Origin of the sequence: Streptomyces sp. NPDC002580 (assembly GCF_042889485.1) — a bacterium.
GTDB lineage: Bacteria > Actinomycetota > Actinomycetes > Streptomycetales > Streptomycetaceae > Streptomyces.
Genome location: NZ_JBIAQZ010000007.1, coordinates 240,114 through 257,833, shown reverse-complemented (window position 1 = coordinate 257,833; position 17,720 = coordinate 240,114). Strand labels below are relative to the sequence as shown.

At 72.5% G+C, this 17,720-nt stretch carries 10 protein-coding genes; 3 read left to right on the top strand and 7 right to left on the bottom strand.

The features are described 5' to 3' along the window. Nucleotides 1–53 precede the first annotated feature (53 nt). Together ACFYW7_RS22705 and ACFYW7_RS22700 are read right to left on the bottom strand one after the other, a co-directional pair. Nucleotides 54–3,683, bottom strand: a complete 3,630-nt coding sequence (locus ACFYW7_RS22705; RefSeq protein ID WP_389505100.1) for a UvrD-helicase domain-containing protein — start codon at nucleotides 3,681–3,683, stop codon at nucleotides 54–56. Nucleotides 3,684–3,931: 248 nt separating this feature from the next. Next, complete coding sequence (locus ACFYW7_RS22700) at nucleotides 3,932–4,297, bottom strand: MGMT family protein (protein WP_389505098.1); 366 nt, start codon at nucleotides 4,295–4,297, stop codon at nucleotides 3,932–3,934. Nucleotides 4,298–4,482: 185 nt separating this feature from the next. Here ACFYW7_RS22700 and ACFYW7_RS22695 point away from each other — a divergent pair, with 185 nt between their 5' ends. The 3 genes from ACFYW7_RS22695 to ACFYW7_RS22685 all read left to right on the top strand — a co-directional run bounded on the left by ACFYW7_RS22695 (nucleotide 4,483) and on the right by ACFYW7_RS22685 (nucleotide 10,710). Beyond that, nucleotides 4,483–7,317, top strand: a complete 2,835-nt coding sequence (locus ACFYW7_RS22695) for a lysylphosphatidylglycerol synthase domain-containing protein (RefSeq protein WP_389505096.1) — start codon at nucleotides 4,483–4,485, stop codon at nucleotides 7,315–7,317. Nucleotides 7,318–7,493: 176 nt separating this feature from the next. Next, on the top strand, nucleotides 7,494–9,038 hold the full coding sequence (locus ACFYW7_RS22690) for an alpha/beta hydrolase (RefSeq protein ID WP_389505094.1): 1,545 nt from the start codon (nucleotides 7,494–7,496) through the stop codon (nucleotides 9,036–9,038). Between the two features lie 115 nt (nucleotides 9,039–9,153). Then, nucleotides 9,154–10,710, top strand: coding sequence for an alpha/beta hydrolase (locus ACFYW7_RS22685; RefSeq protein WP_389505092.1), 1,557 nt, complete (start codon nucleotides 9,154–9,156; stop codon nucleotides 10,708–10,710). A gap of 71 nt (nucleotides 10,711–10,781) precedes the next feature. On the opposite strand, the gene moeZ is transcribed toward ACFYW7_RS22685, so the two are convergent. From moeZ to ACFYW7_RS22660, 5 genes are all read right to left on the bottom strand, one after another. Continuing rightward, nucleotides 10,782–11,960 carry an adenylyltransferase/sulfurtransferase MoeZ gene (gene moeZ / locus ACFYW7_RS22680; RefSeq protein WP_389505090.1) on the bottom strand — a complete coding sequence of 393 codons (1,179 nt, stop codon included), beginning with the start codon at nucleotides 11,958–11,960 and terminating at the stop codon, nucleotides 10,782–10,784. Nucleotides 11,961–12,023: 63 nt separating this feature from the next. Beyond that, nucleotides 12,024–12,773, bottom strand: coding sequence for a spherulation-specific family 4 protein (locus ACFYW7_RS22675; protein WP_389505088.1), 750 nt, complete (start codon nucleotides 12,771–12,773; stop codon nucleotides 12,024–12,026). Next, nucleotides 12,761–13,750 (bottom strand): NAD-dependent epimerase/dehydratase family protein, encoded by a 990-nt coding sequence (locus ACFYW7_RS22670; RefSeq protein ID WP_389505086.1) that lies wholly within the window; start codon nucleotides 13,748–13,750, stop codon nucleotides 12,761–12,763. Before ACFYW7_RS22670 ends, ACFYW7_RS22675 begins: the two co-directional genes overlap by 13 nt. A gap of 631 nt (nucleotides 13,751–14,381) precedes the next feature. Continuing rightward, entirely contained in the window at nucleotides 14,382–15,791 is a 1,410-nt protein-coding gene (locus ACFYW7_RS22665; RefSeq protein WP_389505084.1) for a hypothetical protein, read from the bottom strand. After that, nucleotides 15,788–17,554: a DUF3492 domain-containing protein gene (locus ACFYW7_RS22660; RefSeq protein ID WP_389505576.1), complete on the bottom strand. Its 1,767-nt coding sequence runs from the start codon at nucleotides 17,552–17,554 to the stop codon at nucleotides 15,788–15,790. The genes ACFYW7_RS22665 and ACFYW7_RS22660 overlap by 4 nt, the downstream gene beginning before the upstream one ends. Nucleotides 17,555–17,720: the final 166 nt, after the last annotated feature.

The window sequence follows — 17,720 nt, the reverse complement described above, 5'->3', positions numbered from 1 at the left end:
TCACGCCGTCGGGACCCGCAGGAGCCACCGTCCCGTGTCCGCTCCGGAACGCGTCACTCGATCACCTGCCGTCCCTCGGGCCGCGCACTGCAGGACGCCTGGAACGAGCAGTGCGCACAGTGTTGTCCCGTCGACGGCGAGAACCGCTCGTCGAGGACCTTGCCGGCGGCGTTCGCCAGCAGGTCGCCGACCCATTCGCCTTCCAAGGGCTCCTGCGCCTGCACCTTGGGGAGCGCCTCGCCGCCGTTCTTCTTCGCGGCCGGTTGCCTCAGCTGGACGAGTTCGGCGCCGCCCGGTTCGGGGCGCACGCCCTCGAAGACGCCGTCGACCGCGCCTTCACCGACGGCGAGCTGGTAGACGGCGAGCTGCGGGTGGTGGGTCACCTCGGCGGCGGTCGGCGCGTGTTTGCCGGTCTTGAAGTCGACCACGTAGGCGCGGCCTTCGGCATCCGCCTCGACGCGGTCCATGGAGCCTCGGATGCGCACCTCGTAGGAGCCCGCCTCAAGGGTCACGTCGAAGTCGTGCTCGCTGGCCACCGGCGTCCGGCCGGTGCGGTCCATCACGTGCCACTCCAGGAAGCGTTCGAGCGCCACGCGCGCGTGCTCCTTCTCCTGCGCGGACTTCCAGGGCGCGTCGAAGGCGAGCGCGTTCCACACGGAGTCGAGGCGTTCCATGAGGACGGCGAGGTCGGCGGGGGTGCGTCCGGAGGCGACCTCGTCGGCGAGGACGTGCACCACGTTGCCGAAGCCCTGGGCGGCCGTCGCGGGCGCGTCGGCCTTCACCTCCCGCCCCAGGAACCACTGCAGGGCGCAGGTGTTGGCGAGCTGGTCGAGGGCGCTTCCGGAGAGCACGACGGGCTGGTCGCGGTCGCGCAGCGGAACCTTGCTCTCCGTCGGCTCGTACATGCCCCACCAGCGGTAGGGGTGCGCCGAGGGGACCAGCGGGCGGCCGTCGTCGTCGGCGAGCGCCGCGAGCCGGGCGAGGCGGTGGGCCGCGGCCTGCCTGAGGGCGTCCGAGACGCGCGGGTCGACCGTGGTGGCCCGCAGCTCGGCGACCAGGGCGGCGACGGACAGGGGGCGGCGCGGGCGGCCGGTCACGTCCTTGGGTTCCACACCCAGTTCGGTGAGGAACCGGGAGGGCTGGTCGCCGTCGTCGGCCGGTGCCTTCACGGCGGTCACGACGAGGCGTTCACGCGCGCGTGTGGCGGCCACGTAGAAGAGCCTGCGCTCCTCGGAGAGAAGTGCCCCTGGTGTGAGCGGCTCCGCGAGCCCGTCCCGCCCGATGCGGTCGGCCTCCAGCAGGGAGCCACGGCGGCGCAGGTCCGGCCACAGGCCCTCCTGGACGCCCGCGACGATCACGAGGCGCCATTCCAGGCCCTTGGAGCGGTGTGCCGTCATCAGGCGTACGGCATCGGGGCGGACCGCCCTGCGGGTGAGCGTGTCGGCGGCGATGTCCTCGGCGTCGACCTCCTCCAGGAAGTTCAGGGCGCCCCGGCCTCCGGTGCGCTCCTCCGCGCGCCCGGCGGTCGCGAACAGCGCGCACACGGCGTCGAGGTCCCGGTCGGCGTTGCGGCCGGCCGCGCCGCCGCGCCGGGCCGCCCGCTCCAGCCGCTGGGGCCACGGTGTGCCGTCCCACAGGTCCCAGAGGGCCTCCTCGGCCGTCCCGCCGCCCGCGAGACGCTCACGCGCCTTGCGCAGCAGCGCGCCGAGGCGCTGGGCGCCTCGGGCGTACGCCGGATCGTGCGCGACGAGCCGCTCGGGTTCGGCCAGCGCGCGGGCCAGCAGGACGTCGGACGGCGGCGGTACGAGGTTGCCGGCGGCGCGCTCCTCCTCGCGCAGCGCCCTCCCCAGGCGCCGCAGGTCGGCGGCGTCCATGCTCGCGAGCGGCGAGGCGAGGAGGGTGAGGGCCGTCTCGATGTCGAGCCAGGACGTGACGTGCGGGTCGGGAGCGTCCTCGTGCGGGTCGGTGTCCTGGGGCGGGTCGACGTCTTCGGGAACCCCTGAGAGCCCGGTGTCTCCGAGGGGCTCCGGGGTGTCATCGCCTTCGGGGGCGGTGGGGACGTCGGTGCTCTCCGGCACGTCGGCACCCTCGGCGCCCTTGGAAGCCTCGGTCGTCTGGGCCGCTTCGGTGCTCTCCGGCACGTCGGCACCTTCGGAGGTCTCGGTCTCCTCCGGCACATCGGTGACGTCGACGCCTTCGGCGTCAGCCGTGGCAGCGGAGTCATCCGTGGCAGCGGTGGCGGCGGCAGGTGTCCCGGTGGGGTCGGCGAGGGGCGCCCCGTCCGTACCCGACTCGGCCCGGGCCACCGCCCGCAGGGCCGTGAGCAGCGGCGCGACCGCCGGTTCGTGCCGCAGGGGCAGATCGTCGCCGTCGATGTCGAGGGGCACGCCGGCGGAGGTGAGGGCCCGCCGGATCGTGGGGATCGTCCGGGAGCCGGCGCGTACCAGGACGGCCATCTCGTTCCAGGCGACACCGTCCTCCAGGTGGGCGCGGCGCAGGAGGTCCGCGATGTTGTCGAGCTCCGTGCCGGACGTCGGGTACGTGTAGACCTCGGTCTGTCCCCCGCCCCGCACCGGGGACAGTTCACGGTGTGCGCGCACCTTCTCCGCCGGCAGGCGGGTCAGCGGCATGCGCTGGGTGAGGCGGCGGGTGGCGTCCAGCAGGACGGCACCCGAGCGGCGGGAGGTCCCGAGGACCTCGACGGGAGCGGGGCGCCCGTTCGCGCGCGGGAAGACGTCGGGGAAGTCCAGGATGCCGTTCACGTCGGCGCCGCGGAAGGCGTAGATGGACTGGTCGGGGTCGCCGAAGGCGACGAGGGTGCGCCCACCGCCGGCCAGGGCGCGCAGCAGCCGCACCTGCGCGGGGTCGGTGTCCTGGTACTCGTCCACGTAGACGGCGTCGTACTGCGTGGCGAGCCGCTCCGCGACCTCGGGGCGCCTGGCGAGGAGCACCGCGCGGTGGACCAGTTCCGCATAGTCCAGAACGCCCTGCATGTCGAGGACGTCCAGGTACTCGGCGAGGAAGGCCGCAGCCGCGCCCCAGTCCGGGCGGCCGATACGCCGCGCGAAGGCCTCCAGGGCGTCGGGGCCGAGTCCCAGCTCCCGGCTGCGGGCCAGGACCGCGCGCACCTCGTCGGCGAAGCCGCGGGTGGTCAGACACGCACGCAGCTCGTCCGGCCAGCGCACATGGGCGAGGCCCAGCCGCTCGAGGTCGGGCTGGCCCGCGAGCAGTCCGCGCACCGCCACGTCCTGCTCGGGGCCGGACAGCAGCCGCAGGGGCTCCACGAACAGGTCGTTGTCCTGGTGGGCGCGGACCAGCGCGTAACAGAAGGAGTGGAACGTGGTGGCCCGGGGAGCGCGGGCCGCCCCTATGCGCAGTGCCATGCGGTCGCGCAGCTCGACGGCCGCCTTGCGGCTGAACGTGAGCACCAGAACGCGTTCCGGGGCACCGCCGCGGGCGATCCTGGCGGCCACGGATTCGACGAGTGTGGTCGTCTTGCCGGTCCCGGGGCCGGCGAGCACGAGCAGCGGACCGCCCCGGTGGTCAACCACCGCGCGCTGCGCCGCGTCAAGACGAGGGGGATCCACCTGGGCCGGCGGAGTGCGCACCAGCCGGTACGCACCACGGGTCCCCTGGCGCACCGGGGGGTGCGTCAGACGCCTGGTGGAAGAAGTGGAGCTCACGTGGTTCGCCGGTCCTGGTGGTCGTGCTGGTTGGCGGACTGCCGCGCGTGGAAGGCGGTGGCCGCGGGATGAGAGGGAAGCGCGCCGACGACGGTACGCCGGTACGGTTCACGGAAGGAGGGCTTCCGATTCTTCCCTCACGTCCCGTGCGTCCCCCGATTCACGAACGCACGGGATGTCACGGATGTGCCTCGTTTCCCTCGGACGGGCTCCAGTCTCCCCTTCCGCCCCGTGAATACCGGAAGCTGTCAGGTGTGACCTTCCGCGCGTTCACCGCCGTCCCACCGCGCCCGTCTCATGTCGACACGTGGCAGATGCCCCTCGGAGGCCCGGCTCGCCTCCCTCAGAGGCGTCCCCTCGGCACGGTGGTGAGCCAGCGCCTCCAGCTCGTGGCCGGGCAGCAGCACACCGTCCGCGCGGATGACACGCCACCACGGAACCGCTCCTCCGTAGAGGGCCATCACCCGGCCCACCTGGCGCGGCCCGCCCTCCCCCAGCCATTCGGCGACATCGCCGTACGTCATGACGCGCCCGGGCGGGATCAGCTCGGCGACGTCGAGGACCCGCTCCGCGTACTCCGGCAGGGCGTCCGCCGGAAGGCTCTCCTCGCTCATCCGCCCCATCCTGCCGCACCCCACCGACAACGGGGCCCGGCGACCGCCGCGCGCGCCACCCGCCCCGAAGCCGCACCCGGGACGGATCGCACACCCGGCATTTGCACCCTGATACCCCCGTGTGTCGGTCGGGCATGCCACCATCGTGCGGGCGGTGACTGGTGATACGAGATCAAGAAGAGACGATGAGGCAGCAGGGCGTGCACCCCGAAGACGCGGAGGGCACCTCCGATGCCTCGTCGCGCCCGGACACCGGAGACGTCGACGAGAAGGACATGGACGGCCACGCGAAAGCGTCAGCTGCCGTGACAGGCGAGACAGCCGCCGAGGACTCCCCTCCGGAGGCCGGTCCGGCCTCCGCTCCGACCCGCGGCGCTGACAAGCGGCAGGCCGGAAGCGACGCCGACTGCACCGACGAGGCGCACGCCGACGAGGTCGAAGGCGACGAACCGCTGCTCCCCGCGCGCGTGCACCGCCCGTCCGATCTGATGCGGCTCCTGGTCGGCGTTCTCGCGATCGTGGTGCTGCTCTCCATCGCCGCCTTCGCGCACGGCACCACCTCCGGCCTCGAACAGGACATCAACAAGGGCACCGGGCAGGCACCCGATCTGCTGATCAAGATCGCGGGACTGGCGTCGAGCATCGCCATCCTCCTGGTGCCGGTCGCCTTCGCCATCGAGCGACTGATCAAGCGCGACGGACTGCGCATCGCCGACGGCGTCCTCGCCGCGGTCCTCGCGCACGGGGTGACACTCGCCACGGACCTCTGGGTCGCGAAGGGTGCCCCGAGCTCCATCCAGGAGGCACTCACCCAGCCGTCGCCGGGTGACATCCACGCTCTCACCGACCCCGTACACGGCTATCTCGCACCGGTCATCGCCTATATGACGGCCGTCGGCATGTCCCGCAGACCGCGCTGGCGCGGGGTCCTCTGGGTCGTGCTGCTCCTCGACGCCTTCTCCATGCTCGTGACCGGCTACACGACCCCGTTCTCGATCATCCTGACGGTGCTGATCGGCTGGACCGTCGCCTACGGGACGCTGTACGCGGTCGGTTCACCGAACGTGCGGCCCACCGGGCGGACGCTGATGGCGGGTCTTCGGCACGTCGGCTTCCACCCGGTCAGCGCGGCCCGCGAGGAGACGCCGGAGGCCGTGGAGAGCGGCGACCGCGGCCGCCGCTACTTCGTGACCCTGGAGGACGGTCCGCCGCTGGACGTCACGGTCGTCGACCGCGAGCAGCAGGCGCAGGGCTTCTTCTACCGCGTCTGGCGCCGTCTGACGCTGCGCGGCATCACCACACGTCGCAGCCTGCAGTCACTGCGCCAGGCCCTGGAACAGGAAGCCCTCCTCGCGTACGCGGCCATCGCGGCCGGCGCCAACGCGCCCAAGCTGATCGCGACCTCCGAGCTGGGTCCGGACGCCGTCATGCTCGTGTACGAGCACACCGGCGGCCACACCCTCGACTCACTGCCCGACGAGCTCGTCACCGACGAACTGCTGCGCGACACCTGGCACCAGGTGCAGGCGCTGCAGTCGCGGCGCATCGCGCACCGCCGGCTGGCGGGCGACGCGATTCTGGTGGATCGTTCCGGCACGGTGATCCTCACCGATCTGCGCGGCGGCGAGATCGCGGCGGGCGACCTGCTGCTGCGCATGGACATCGCCCAGCTGGTGACCACCCTGGGGCTGCGCGTGGGTGCCGAGCGGGCGGTCGCTTCGGCGGTCGGCGTGCTCGGCCCGGACGCGGTCGCGGACTGTCTGCCCCTGCTCCAGCCCATCGCGCTGACCCGCTCCACGCGCGCGACGCTGCGCCGACTCGCCCGGGAGCGCGCGCAGCGCGAACGCGACGCGGTGCTCGAGGCCTCGCAGCAGGCCAAGCTCGCCCGCGCCGAGGAGGCGAGGGAAGCCTCCGCGCCCGTACCGGAGAAGCCCGGGAAGAAGGCGGTGCGCGCGGAGCAGCGCGCCGAGAAACGGGCGATCGACGAGGCTCTCGACGGGGCGCGCGAGGAGGATCTGCTCACCCAGATCCGCCACCAGGTGCTCCTGATCAGACCGCAGGCGCCCGTCGAACCTGCCCGTCTGGAACGGGTCCGGCCCCGCACGCTCCTGAGCGTCATCGCCGGAGCGATCGGCGCGTACTTCCTGCTGACGCAGCTCACCCACATCGAGTTCGGGACCCTCTTCGACAACGCCGAGTGGGGCTGGGTCGCCGCAGCCGCCCTGTTCTCCGCCCTCAGCTACTTCGCGGCGGCGATGAGCCTGCTCGGCTTCGTGCCCGAGCGGGTGCCGTTCATGCGGACCGCCGCGGCGCAGGTCGCCGGTTCGTTCGTGAAGATCGTGGCACCCGCCGCGGTCGGCGGCGTCGCCCTCAACACCCGCTTCCTCCAGCGTGCCGGTGTGCGGCCCGGGCTCGCGGTGGCGAGCGTCGGCGCGTCGCAGCTGTTCGGACTCGGCTGCCACATCCTGATGCTGCTGTCCTTCGGCTATCTGACCGGTACGGAGAAGACTCCGTCGCTGTCACCGTCCCGCACGGTCATCGCCGGTCTGCTGACGGTCGCCGTGCTCGTCCTCGTCGTGACATCGGTACCGCTGCTGCGCAAATTCGTCTCCACGCGCGTGCGGTCGCTGTTCGCCGGCGTCGTGCCGCGCATGCTCGACGTGCTGCAGCGACCGCAGAAGCTCATCACCGGCATCGGCGGCATGCTGCTGCTGACCGCCTGCTTCGTGATGTGCCTGGACGCGTCCATCCGCGCGTTCGGCAACGAGGAGACGACCACGCTCAGCCTCGCCAGCGTCGCCGTCGTGTTCCTGGCCGGCAACGCGCTGGGTTCGGCGGCTCCGACCCCGGGCGGGGTCGGAGCGGTCGAGGCGACCCTCACCGTGGGTCTGATCGCCGTAGGACTCCCCAAGGAGGTCGCGGCGCCCGCGGTGCTGCTCTACCGGCTGCTCACCCTGTGGATCCCGGTGCTGCCGGGCTGGCTGTTCTTCAACCATCTGACACGCAAGGGCGCCCTCTAGGGTCCGCGCGAGGTCCGTCCCGTACACGCGCCGTCCAGGCGCGGACCCGCTTCCCCGTCCCTACAGCCCGTCTCCACAGCCCGTCCTCACCACCCGGGCACGAGCCTCTCCGTGCCCTCACCCACACGGCTTCGTGCCCCGGGCGCCCCGGCCCGCGCGCCCGCAGGATGGGGAACATGCCGAACCCGCCCCAGCCGCGCGCCGCTGCCCTCGCCGCCACCGCCGTCCTGCTGGCCTCGTGGCTGTCCGGCTGCGGTGGAGACGCCGAGCATCCGGAGCTGACGGCGCAGAAGCTGAGCTGGAAGGCGTGCCCGGCGCCGTCCGAGGCCGAGGGCGGCGGCAGCGCCCCCTCACCGCTGCCGGGCGGTACGGAGTGGCAGTGCGCCACCTTGAAGGCCCCGCTCGACTGGGCCGACCCCAAGGGCGCCACGATCGGACTCGCGCTGATCCGGGCGAGGACGAGCGGCGCCCAGGACCAGCGCATCGGCTCGCTCGTCTTCAACTTCGGCGGCCCCGGCGGTTCTGGTGTCAGCACCCTGCCCGCCTTCGGTCAGGACTACGCCGCCCTGCGCACCCGCTACGACCTGGTGAGTTTCGACCCGCGCGGCGTCGGCCGCAGCGCGGGCGTGAAGTGCGAGAACGACCAGCAGCTCGACGAGTACTTCCAGCAGGACGCCACACCCGACGACGCCGCCGAACGACAGGAGTTCCTGCGGAACACCAAGGACTTCAACGCGGCGTGCGACAAGAACTCCGGCCGGGTCCTCCCCCATGTGCGCACCACGGACGCGGCCCGCGACATGGACTTGATGCGGCAGGTGCTCGGCGACGACAAGCTGCACTACTTCGGCATCTCGTACGGCACCGAACTGGGCGGGGTCTACGCCCACTTGTTCCCCAAGAAGGTGGGCCGCGCCGTCTTCGACGGGGTCGTCGACCCGACGCAGAACCCGGAACAGAGCGCACTGGGACAGGCCAAGGGCTTCCAGCTCGCGCTCGACAACTTCGCCGAGGACTGCGCCTCGAAGGTGGAGGACTGCCCCATCGGCGACACCGCGGCGGACGTCGAGGAACGCATCGCCGAACTGCTGAAGGACCTCGAGACCAAGCCGATCCCCGGTGTCTTCCCGCGCGAACTCACCCAGACCGCCGCGACCGGCGGCATCGCGCAGGCGCTGTACTCCAAGGACTTCTGGGAGTTCCTGACGGAAGGACTTCAGCAGGCGTACGGCGGTGACGGCAGAGACCTGATGCTGCTGTCGGACTCGTTGAACGGGCGCAGCGAGAACGGCCAGTACAGCAACCTGGTACCGGCGAACGTCTCCATCAACTGCGCGGACGACAAGCCGCGTTACACCGCGGACCAGGTGCAGTCGAAGGTGCCGGAGTTCCGGACCGCCTCCCCGCTCTTCGGCGATTATCTGGCCTGGGGCATGGCCAGTTGCACCGACTGGGCCGTGGCGGGCGCCGCCGACCACCCGGACGTCAGCGCCCCCGGCGCCGCACCGATCCTCGTCGTCGGCAACACCGGCGACCCCGCCACCCCGTACGAGGGCGCTCGGGCGATGGTGAACGCCCTCGGCGAGGGCGTCGGCGTCGAGCTGACGTACAAGGGGCAGGGACACGGGGCGTACGACAGCAAGAACAAATGCGTGCAGGGTGCGGTGAACGGCTATCTGCTGCGCGGTGCCGTACCGCGGGACGGAACCGTCTGCTCCTAGAAAAATGCAGGTCAGAGCGTTATCCACAGGCCTCGGCGGTGGTCGGCGACCGCCGCCTACTATGGCCTGCAGGTGATCCGCGAACTCGGGCGGACCCACGGGCAGGGGGACGCTCATGACACGTTTCGCACGATGGACGGCGGTCGCCGCCGCCGCGTTGCTGGTGGCCGGCTGCGGCGGGGGCTCGTCCGGTGACGGCACGGGCGACGGGAAGAACGGCGACGCGCCGCCGTCGGCCACCGCGCCGTCCGGCCACGGGTCGCCGGGCCTGCCCGCCTCGCTCACCTCGCAGAAGCTCGACTGGGGCCGCTGCGAAGCGACTTCGGACGCCCCCGCACCGGGGAGCGGCTGGCAGTGCGCGACGCTCGCGGTGCCGCTGGACTACGCGAAGCCGGACGGCGGGACGATCGACCTCGCGCTCATCCGCTCGAAGTCGACCGGCGGCCAGGACAAGCGCATCGGTTCCCTCCTGTTCAACTTCGGTGGCCCGGGCGGCTCGGGCGTCTCCACGCTGCCTTGGTACGAGAGCACCGTCGACTCGCTGCACGACCGGTACGACCTGGTGAGCTGGGATCCGCGCGGGGTGGCCGCCAGCGAGGGCATCCGGTGCCGCGGGGACAAGGCGCTCCAGGCCTCGGAGTCGGTGGACTCCACACCGGACGACGCGGCCGAGGAGGCGGCGTACTTCAAGGACGCCGCGGATTTCGGCAAGGGCTGCGCGAAGGCCGCCGGCAAACTGATCACCCACGTCTCCACGACCGACACCGCCCGCGACATGGACCTGATGCGCCAGGTCCTCGGCGACCGTCGCATGCACTACTTCGGCATCTCGTACGGCACCGAACTGGGCGGCGTGTACGCCCACTTGTTCCCGGGGAACGTGGGCCGCCTGGTGCTGGACGCGGTCGTCGACCCGAGCGCCGACAGCGTGGGCCACGCCAAGAACCAGACCCTGGGTTTCCAGCGGGCCCTGGACGACTACCTCAAGTCCACCGGCCAGGACCCGGAGCGGGGTTCCCGGAAGATCGCGGACCTGCTGAAGCGGATCGACGCCGCGCCACTCCCCACCAGGAGCGGGCGAAAGCTCAGCCAGTCGCTGGCCGTCACCGGCATCGCGCTGCCGCTCTACAGCCAAACGCGCTGGCCGAACCTCACCGACGCCCTCAAGAAGGCCGAGCACGGGGACGGTTCAGCCCTGCTGGCGCTGGCCGACGACTACAACGAACGTGACGCCTCGGGGCACTACGGCACCTCCGCGCACGCCCAACGGGTCATATCGTGCTTGGACGACAAGCAGCGCCCGACTCCCGAGGAGACGAAGAGGCGACTGCCGGAGTTCGAGAGGATCTCCCCCGTGTTCGGGGACTTCATGGGCTGGGACACGGCGGGCTGGTGCCACGACTGGCCGACAGCCGGTCAGTACGACAGCCCCGAGGTGAGCGCGCCGGGAGCCCCACCCGTCCTGATCGTGGGCAACACCGGGGACCCGGCCACACCCTACGAGGGGGCCCGCAGGATGGCGGACGAGCTCGGCAAGGGCGTGGGCGTGGAACTCACCTGGAAGGGCGAGGGACATGGCGCCTACGGGAAGGGGAGCGACTGTGTCGACTCGACCGTCGACGACTACCTGCTGGACGGAACGCCACCGAAGGACGGCAAGGCCTGTTCATGACGACGGCGGGGGTCTCGCGAACACCTGGTTCGCGAAACCCCCGCCGGCGAGAGAGCGGGTCGGTCAGCCGGTCAGTACACCGGCTTGTCGGGCTCGATCTGGTGGACCCAGCCGATGACACCGCCGCCGACGTGCACCGCGTCGGAGAAACCGGCGGACTTCAGGACGGCGAGGACCTCCGCGCTGCGGACACCCGTCTTGCAGTGCAGGACGATCTTCTTGTCCTGCGGCAGGCTCTCCAGGGCGGTGCCCATGAGGAACTCGCCCTTCGGGATCAGCTTGGCGCCGGGGATCGAGACGATCTCGTACTCGTTGATCTCGCGGACGTCGATGATCTCGATGTTCTCGCCGTCGTCGATCCACTCCTTGAGCTGCTTGGGAGTGATCGTCGATCCGGCGGCCGCCTCCTGCGCCTCCTCGGAGACGACGCCGCAGAAGGCCTCGTAGTCGATGAGTTCGGTGACGGTCGGGTTCTCGCCGCAGACCGCGCAGTCCGGGTCCTTGCGGACCTTGACCTGGCGGTACTGCATCTCCAGGGCGTCGTAGATCATCAGGCGGCCGACGAGCGGCTCACCGATGCCCGCGAGGAGCTTGATCGCCTCGTTGACCTGGATGGAGCCGATGGACGCGCACAGCACGCCGAGGACACCACCCTCGGCGCAGGAGGGGACCATGCCGGGCGGCGGGGGCTCCGGGTACAGGCAGCGGTAGCACGGCCCGTGCTCGGACCAGAAGACGGAGGCCTGGCCGTCGAAGCGGTAGATCGAGCCCCACACGTACGGCTTGTCGAGCAGCACGCACGCGTCGTTGACCAGGTAGCGGGTCGCGAAGTTGTCCGTGCCGTCGACGATCAGGTCGTACTGGCTGAAGATGTCCATCACGTTCTCGGCCTCGAGCCGCTCTTCGTGAAGGACCACGTTCACGTACGGGTTGATGCCCAGTACGGAATCGCGCGCGGACGCGGCCTTGGAACGGCCGATGTCCGCCTGGCTGTGGATGATCTGGCGCTGCAGGTTCGACTCGTCGACCTCGTCGAACTCCACGATGCCGAGCGTGCCGACGCCCGCCGCGGCCAGGTACATCAGCGCCGGCGATCCGAGGCCGCCGGCGCCCACACACAGCACCTTGGCGTTCTTCAGCCGCTTCTGCCCGTCCATGCCCACATCGGGGATGATCAGGTGGCGGGAGTACCTGCGGACCTCGTCTACGGTGAGCTCAGAGGCTGGCTCGACCAGGGGTGGCAGCGACACGGGGACTCCGTTGGTCGGTCAATCACTACAGTTGTTCTCCCCGTAACACTGCCACGCCCTTCTTCATTCCGAGACACCCGTTCCGATCCGCGAGACGATCTCGTCCCAGTAGCCGGGCATCGCCTCCCAGGGGTCGGCCGTCCCGCCGTGGTCCGAGCGGTCGGTGAAGTAGATCGTCGAGGCGCCCTGCCACCGCGCGATGCGCAGTGCCTCGTCCAGATGTCCTCGCGGCACACCGTGCACGAAGTGACAGAAGCGCTCGGAGGGATAGTCGGCGGTCCACTCCGCGACCTGCGACCAGCGGTAGTCGGTCCAGGGGCCCGAGAAGGTGACCAGTTGGTCGGCGTTCTCGGCGTATCCCGGGTACGGGTGGGTGCCGTGGCCCAGCACGATGTGGGCGCCGTCGCGGAGTTCCCGGAGCGAGGCGACCGTGCGGCGGGTCTCGGGGAGCGAGGCGCGTTCGCCGGGACACCGGTCGAGGAGGAACCCGTCGGCCTGGTACCAGTCGAGGTGGCGCCGGGCGTCGGAGATCACCTCGCCGAAGGGCCGCGCTCCGTAGGCGCTGTCCAGGAGTCCCAGCACGCGGACCCCCGCGTTGCGCAACCGTCCGGTGGCTTCCAGGCAGCGCGGGTCGGGGCGGGCGCCGGGACCCTTGTCCACGTTCAGGACGACCCAGTGCAAGGGGGTGCCGGGGCGGGTGAGTTCGTCCCACTCCAGGGGAGCGACGAGGGGGTGCGCATATCCGGGGATGCCGAAGCCGAGTCCGAGATCGGTGCTCGCGCTGCCGGTCGCGGTGCTGGTCAGATACGACACGCCGCCTCCATCCAGATGTCGGCGAGGGACTCCTCGAGGTTGATCCGGGGCCGCCAGCCGAGCCGGTCGCGTGCGGTGCGCACGTCGGCCTGCTGCCAGCTGCCGCAGCCGTCCGGATAGGGGTACGCGACCGGGGCCACGTGATCGGGTTCGGGGCGGGGGTGACCGATGGACGGCCTCATCGACGGACCGGACGGGCCGGAAAGGCCGGGCGGTCCGGGCGGTCCGTCGAGTTCGTGCAGGGTGCCGCTGTAGCCGGCCACGCGCGCGAGGACGGCGGCGGCGTCACGGAGGCGCACGGCACGGCCCGAGCCGATGTTGATCACGCCCTGCGCCGCGGAGAGGGAGGCCGCGTGGACGGCACGGGCCACGTCACGGACGTCGATGAAGTCGCGTTGGACGCCGAGACCGCCGAGTTTGAGCTCCCCGTCGCTGGCCTGCATGGCCCGGCGCAGCGCTTCGGCGAGCCGGCCGAGCGGGGATCCGGCGGGGGTGCCGGGTCCCGCGGGCGAGAAGACGCGGAGCACGACGGCGTCCAGGCCGGAGCCGAGGACGAGTTCGGTCGCGGCGAGCTTGCTCACTCCGTAGGGACCGCCCGGGCGCGGCACGGCGTCCTCCGCGGTGGACGAGCCCTGCTGGCTGGGCCCGTACTCGGCGCCGCAGCCGATCTGGACGAGCCGGGCCCCGCAGCCGCTGCGTCGCAGCGCTTCGCAGACGGTGGCGACGGCGACGGTGTTGTGCCGGGTCAGTTCGCGGGCGCCGCCCCGGGTGGCGCCCGCGCAGTTGATGACGACTCCGGGGTGTACCGCGTCCAGGAAGCGGGTCAGCGCGCCGGGGCTGCCCGAGGCGAGGTCGAACCGTACGTCGGCGTCGTCGCCCCGGCCGAGCGCGGTGAGCTGCACGGCCGGGTCGGCCAGCAGTCTGTCGGCGACGAAACGCCCGAGGTAGCCGTTGGCTCCGATCAGCAGGACCCTCATCGGGCGGCTCCCGGGGCGGATTCTCCGGTTCGGGAGGTGATCATCTGGCTGTCTCCTTCGAGGTGATGCCGTAGGTCGGGAGAGGGCCCGCGGTGTCGGCCCCGCGGGAGAAAGGGGCCCGGATCCGGGAAACAGACCCGGACGCCGGGGAGGAGGCACGCCGATGGAGGGCGTCCCGGACGTGGGGACCCGGCCGATCGCGGAACCGGGCGCGGTGCGTCGAGACGCCGGGGCTCGCCGTACCGGACTCCGGGCGGCGGCGTGCCGGGACTCGGTGTGCCGGACTCCGGGCGGGCGTCGGCGTGCGGCACCCGGTCCGGGAGATCGCCGGGCTCGAGGCGTCGGCGCACGCATCGCCGCGTCGCTGAGCCAGGCTCAGCACGTCCGGGTGCCGGGGCGCGGTGCGCCGGACTTCGGGGGTCGGCGTACCGGACCCGGTCCATGAAGGCGCCGGACTCGGGGTATCCGGCTCGACGCTTTGCGGAGCCGGTCTCCGCACGTCCGGGCGGCACCGGGACCCGTGTCGAGGCCAGGCGGGCCAGGGCCAGGCATGTCAGAGCCAGGCGTGTCACGGTGCCGGGCCCCGTCCGGGAGATCGCCGGGGTCAAGGTGTCCGTGCGCGGATCGGGGCTCATCGGGCCTCGCAGGGTGGGGCGTGGGCCGAGGCGCGGGTCAGTGTGCGGGTCGCGCGGACGAGCAGGGCCAGCGCGCCGACCCCGCACACGAGGGCCGGAACCGCGCCCGGTCCTCCCGCTCCGGCGAGGCTGTCGACAGGGGTGGCAAGGAACGAGCAGCCGGGCAGCCGCGCGGCGAAGACCATGGCGAGGGCGGCTGCCTCGGCGGCGCCCGCGCCGGCGAGTGCGATGGCCGGGGCCCTCGTGAAGCCGCGCACCGTCAGCAGTCGGGCGAGCAGGAGCAGGGCGCCGAGGGCACCGGCTCCCGCGTACCCGGGTGATTCGTCCAGGACCGTCCCGCACAGCGCGAGCAGCCCGCCCAGCGCGCACACGAACAGGCCGAACGCGCCCAGGAGCAGGGGTCGTACGGCTGCGGCGAACTCCGCCAGGCCGCGGCTGCCGTTCAGTCGGTGACGGGCGCGGACGACGAACAGGTGAGCGCACCAGGCGGCCGGGGCGCAGGCCAGGGCGAGGGCCAGCACCGGCGCGGTGGCCAACGGCCAGGGGCCGTCGGGACGGCCGTCGAGGCTGGCGCTCAGCAGTCCGTCGCCGACGAGGGCGTACGCCGTGAGCCAGCAGGTCCAGGCGCGTGTGGCGCTCGTCGTGCGGTGCCGGGTGCTCAGGGGGCCGCGGCGCAGGGCGACATACAGGCCCAGCGTCATGGCCAGGGCTCCGAACGCGGCGACGGCGAGCCGCGACTGCCCGTCGGTGAGTCGCAGCCCGGCGACGACCACCGCGCCCACGGCGCCCGGAACCAGGGCGAGCACCGCCCAGTAGGCGCGGTTGCCGGGTTGCCCCGGCGTCTCGGCGCGGGGCGCGTGCTCGCCGTCGCGCGAGGCGCGTGCGTACAGCTCCTCGGCGAGCGAGAAGACGTCCCGGTGCCGGAAACGCGCGGCGGTCCGGTCGGTCATCCCGTGCGCTTCCAGTCCCGCCGCGATCTCCAGCGGGTCCACGGCCCGGTCGCAGAGTTCGCGGTGCCGGTGCATCAGCGCTTTCACGGGGTCCGCCGCTCCGCGACGCCCGCTGACCTCGGCCGCGCCGCGGACACCGTCGGCGGCGCGGACGGCATGAGGCCCACGCGAGCCGGCGGCGGCACGAACGCCCGCGTCGGCCCCGTCATCGGCATGGGCGGCGGCGTCGACCCCATCGGCGGCGCGGTCGGCATGAGGCCCGCGCGAGCCGCGAGCGGCACGGGAGCCGATGTCGACACCGTCATCGGCACGGACGGCAGGGGAGCCTGCGCCGATCCCGGCCTCGGCTCCGGCGTCCCCCGTCTCCCGGGGACGTGGCCGGTCCTGTGCGTCCAGGGTGTCGAGCGGGTCGTCGAGCCCGCTCGGGGCGCCCGGTCCGCCGCATTCGATCGTCACGCGCCCTCCCCCACTGAAGCCGCGACCGGCACGGGAACGGGCACGGTCGCTCGTACCGGTGCGCCCTCCGCCCAGCGCGGTCGACCCGCGCTCATGAGGCGGGGCTCGGTCCAACGGCCGGGCACATGGGCCTCGGCGGGGACTCCGAAGGGCAACGGCTCCCCTTCACCGTCCACCAGTACCCGACTCACGGGGGAGTGAGAGACGATCTCGAGGTAAATGCCGTGAAATGCCGCGATGTTCTGCTCGACGGTGAAGAGTTCGAGGGCGCGTGCGCGGGCTGCCGCGCCCAGGCGCTCACGGCGCTCGGGGTCGCGCAGCAGGGCCACGCACGCTTCTGCGAGCGCCCGCGGATTGCGCGGGGGCACGACCAGCCCCGTACCGCCGATGACCTCGACGACCGCGCCCGCGTCCGTGGAGACGGTGGCCCGGCCGCAGAGCATGGCCTCGACGAGACTCACCGGGAAGCCCTCGACCACGCTGGAGAGGACGACGAGGGCGCCACCGGCGTAGGCCTCCGCGAGGCTCGGGATCTCCGGGCCCCCGATCTCCTCGAAGGCCACCGGGTTCTCGCCGACTGCGTGCGCGCCCTCGGCCTCGTCGGGAAAGAGTTGCGCGGCCAGTGCCTTGCAGTGGGCCAGATAGGTCACACCGTCGGGGCCGCCGGCGGGGGCGCCGACGATCCGCAGCCGGGTCTTCGGCTCCGCCTTGCGGATCTCGGCGAAGGCGTGCAGCAGGGAGATCAGGTCCTTGGCCGGTTCGACACGGCCGACCCAGACGAGCGTGTCGGGGTCCGCGGCCCGGCTGCCCTCCACCCCCTCCCCCACGTCCGCGAAGCGCGCGGCCTCCATTCCGGGGTGCACGGTGCGCAGCTTGGCGCGGTCGGCGCCGCAGCGTTCCTGCCAACGGCGCGCGTGGGTGTTGCCCGGCGTGATGAGCGTGGCCGCGCGGTAGACCTCGGTGGCGAGCCCGCCGTGGAACGCGGCGAGGAGCGCCCGGACGGCGGGGGCCTCCCCGAGGGTCGCGGCGGCCAGGTAGTGCGCCCGCAACTGCACTCCGTACTCGGTCACCAGCAGCGGAACGCCGAAGAAGTGCCGGGCGAGGAGGCCGGGCAGCGCCGCCCCTCCTCCGGCCGCGGCGTGACACAGGTCCGCCGAGCCGAGCAGGTCGTCCTCGTACCAGTCCAGCGAGAGGGGGCGGAGGGCGCGCTCGATGTGCGCGGCGACGGTGAGCAGGTCGGGGACGCGCGCGGTGCGAGCCGAGCGGAGTGCTCCGGGTGCGCGACAGGCGCGTTCCAGGGCACGCACCGCGCTCTCGGAGCGCAGGGCGCCGACCAGTCCGGCCTCGTCGCGGGCGAGTTCGGCCAGGCCGTACAGCGCCCCGGCGAAACGGTCCGCCTGGAGGCTCACGGAGGCCGCCGTGTCCCCCGCGGCCTCCGTACCGCCCACGGCCTCCCTACCGCCCGCCTCCGGCCCCGCGCACACCGCCGCCGCGAGTTCTCCGTACGCCTCGGAGAACCGCCGCCGGGCCCGGCGGCCGTGGACCACCCCGTCGCTCGGCGCGGTCCACAGTGGTGCCGTGCGGACGCGGCCGACCTGGGGCGGCAGCCGGATCCAGCCCTCGTCCTCCTGGCGCTCGGTGCGGCTGAGCGCGTAGATGTCGAACTCGTGCTGCCCGAGCCCTCGTACGAGCCGGTCGCACCAGAGTCCGGCGTCACCGCCCACATACGGGTAGCCACCCTCCGTCAACAGTCCGATCCGCACGATCACACCCCCGATCTCCCGTATGAGGAGCCGCCGTTGACCCGGCGGCTCGCAGCGGGACGAACGTATGCGGACAAGGCGGTGGGGGGGGGGGCGGGGGGGGGACGCGCGCCCCCCCCGGGGGGGGCGGGCCCGACCAAACCACCAAAACCGGGCGGTTGGCGCG